This is a genomic window from Synechococcus sp. R6-10 (assembly GCF_047461815.1).
Classification (GTDB): Bacteria; Cyanobacteriota; Cyanobacteriia; order Thermostichales; family Thermostichaceae; genus Thermostichus.
Window position 1 is genome coordinate 1 of the sequence record NZ_JANSHW010000348.1, and the last position, 2,036, is coordinate 2,036.

Genomic DNA, 2,036 nt, shown 5'->3' on the forward strand with positions numbered 1-2,036 from the left:
CAGCACCCCCACCACAAAGAGGCTGCCCAAGTAGATCCCCCAGCGTACCCCCACCAGCGGCCAGTACAAGGGATCCCTTCCTTGAAGGTGGGTCGCCCTCACCGTCTGAACTCGCTCCGGATCCGCTCCCACCAGGAAAACAAACGAACCGCTTACCGGATGAGAATCGGCAGAAATGGCCCGCCAGCTGACAATGTAAACCCCCTCTGGGATCTCCTGGGGCAGATCCCCCTGCGGCGCGTTGCCGGTGCTCACCACGTTTTCCAAAGCTAGCGCCCTTCCGCTGCTACCCAAAACCTGGAGTTGCGTGATCCGCACCGGCTCATTGAAGACCAGCCGCACCTGTGTCGGCGCTTCCTGCAGCACCGCCCCATCCTCTGGGAAGGTGGAGAGCAAGCTGGCATGGGCAAAAACGGGCTGGATCCCGGCCACCCACAGCAAGGCGCAGAGGATCCCAGACCAAATCCAAGCAAAACCCCTTTTGGGATGAAACATGCTCCTAAGCAGACCGCTTAGCGGGTACCGTGACCATGCCCATGTCCATGCCCGTGGCCGTGCCCATGTCCACTGTCTCCACCTGTCAGCTTCAGCAGCGGAGCCGGCTCCGGCAAACTGTTGGGATCCTCGCCAGGCTGAGCCACCTGAATCCAGCGGTACATGCCCTGCTCGCACTCCTGAATCACTGGGATGGGGATGACCTCACCGGGGCGATTCGGCAGCTTGAGGCTGATGCTGAACTCATCCATGAACTCATCGGGCAGCGAGCCGCCGCTCCAGATCACCTCGGCAACCGTTTCGGTAATCATCTTCCCATGCGACTCATAGGGGGTCTCCAGCGGCTTTTTGACCGTCTCGATTTTCCACAGGGGATGCACCATCGGCTTCACAGAGACGAATCCCTCCGGGATCTGCACCCGCAGGCGCACGGTCGGGTATCCATCGCAGCCATGGGGCACCCGAAAGGTGAGCTTGGCAAAGCTGCCCGCCGGGGCCTCTTTGGGATGGACGGTGACATGGGCCCAGGCAGAGGAAAGGGGTAAAAAACTCATTCCCAGGGCCAGCAGAGATTTCTTGGCCAGGGTCAAGTAACTTTGCAGACTGAACATTCGCAGATGCTCCTTACAAGCCTGTAGAGAAAGAGAAAAATGCAGTGTTTGTTGGTCAAAACCTAGGGGTGGTGATGGGATCCGTGGGATTCCGTTACGCTCATGCTGTGCTGTCCCCAACTGGCTAGGCCCATCGACACCAGGCCGGCGCTGGCCAAACCCATCGACACCAGCCCGAAGGAGAGCGCCCCCATAGCCACTAGGCCAATGGAGAGGATGCCGTGGGTCACCACGCCGATGGCCACTACCCCATGGGCAGAAATGCCCACCGCCACCAAGCCATGTGCTCCCACGCCAACCGACAAGATTTTGCGGCGGGATCCCTGTCCTTCACATCCCTGCTCGTGAGGCAGCCGCTCCGCCGGGCTTTCCTGAAGCAAGGCTGGATCTTGAGTCCTCTCTTTGGACACTAGCCTCTACTCCAGTTGTGCTCGGCGCGATCCAAAACGTAGGCCGCCACCGCCTCGATCTCCTCCGGCTTGAGAATCTTGGCAAAAGCCGGCATGGCCCCTTTGCCGTTTCTCACTTGGGCCTGGATCAGCTCAGGGGTGTCTACGTGGTACTCATGAAGAGCCGCCAGAGAAAGGTTTTTCGCTGCCACCAAAGTGTTGCGCCCGTTCAAGTGACAACCCACACATTTGGCCTGAAAGACCTTGGCTCCCAAGGCCAAATCAGGCTCAGCAGAAGCCATTTGCGGGCCTAAAAAGAGGGCAAATACTGCCACCAAAAGCCCGATAAAAAGGTTGATCATTCGCATTTTCATCTCAGGGACTGACCGAAAACTAGCCTTTAAGGCCCGCCCATTATCCCAAGCCCGTTGGGCCAGGTCAAAAGACAGCCTGTCGAGTTTCCCCCGGCTACTATAAGGTCAGGATCCCCCGAAGCCATGAGCGGTCTGCCCCCCGATTTCATTCAGTTGGTGCGCCAAAA

At 58.8% G+C, this 2,036-nt stretch carries 4 protein-coding genes; all 4 read right to left on the minus strand.

Annotation, left to right across the window (positions count from 1 at the left end; genetic code table 11):
• A partial coding sequence (locus tag NW837_RS10130) for a copper resistance protein CopC (RefSeq protein ID WP_414331206.1) occupies nucleotides 1–495 on the minus strand: 495 nt, incomplete at its 3' end.
• A gap of 17 nt (nucleotides 496–512) precedes the next feature.
• The gene (locus tag NW837_RS10135) at nucleotides 513–1,106 is read right to left on the minus strand and encodes a YcnI family protein (RefSeq protein WP_414331209.1); all 594 of its coding nucleotides are present in this window, start codon (nucleotides 1,104–1,106) and stop codon (nucleotides 513–515) included.
• Nucleotides 1,107–1,168: 62 nt separating this feature from the next.
• Nucleotides 1,169–1,486: a hypothetical protein gene (locus tag NW837_RS10140; protein ID WP_414331212.1), complete on the minus strand. Its 318-nt coding sequence runs from the start codon at nucleotides 1,484–1,486 to the stop codon at nucleotides 1,169–1,171.
• A gap of 29 nt (nucleotides 1,487–1,515) precedes the next feature.
• A complete protein-coding gene (locus tag NW837_RS10145) occupies nucleotides 1,516–1,857 on the minus strand; it encodes a c-type cytochrome (protein ID WP_011433133.1) in 342 nt (113 codons plus the stop codon).
• Nucleotides 1,858–2,036 lie beyond the last annotated feature (179 nt).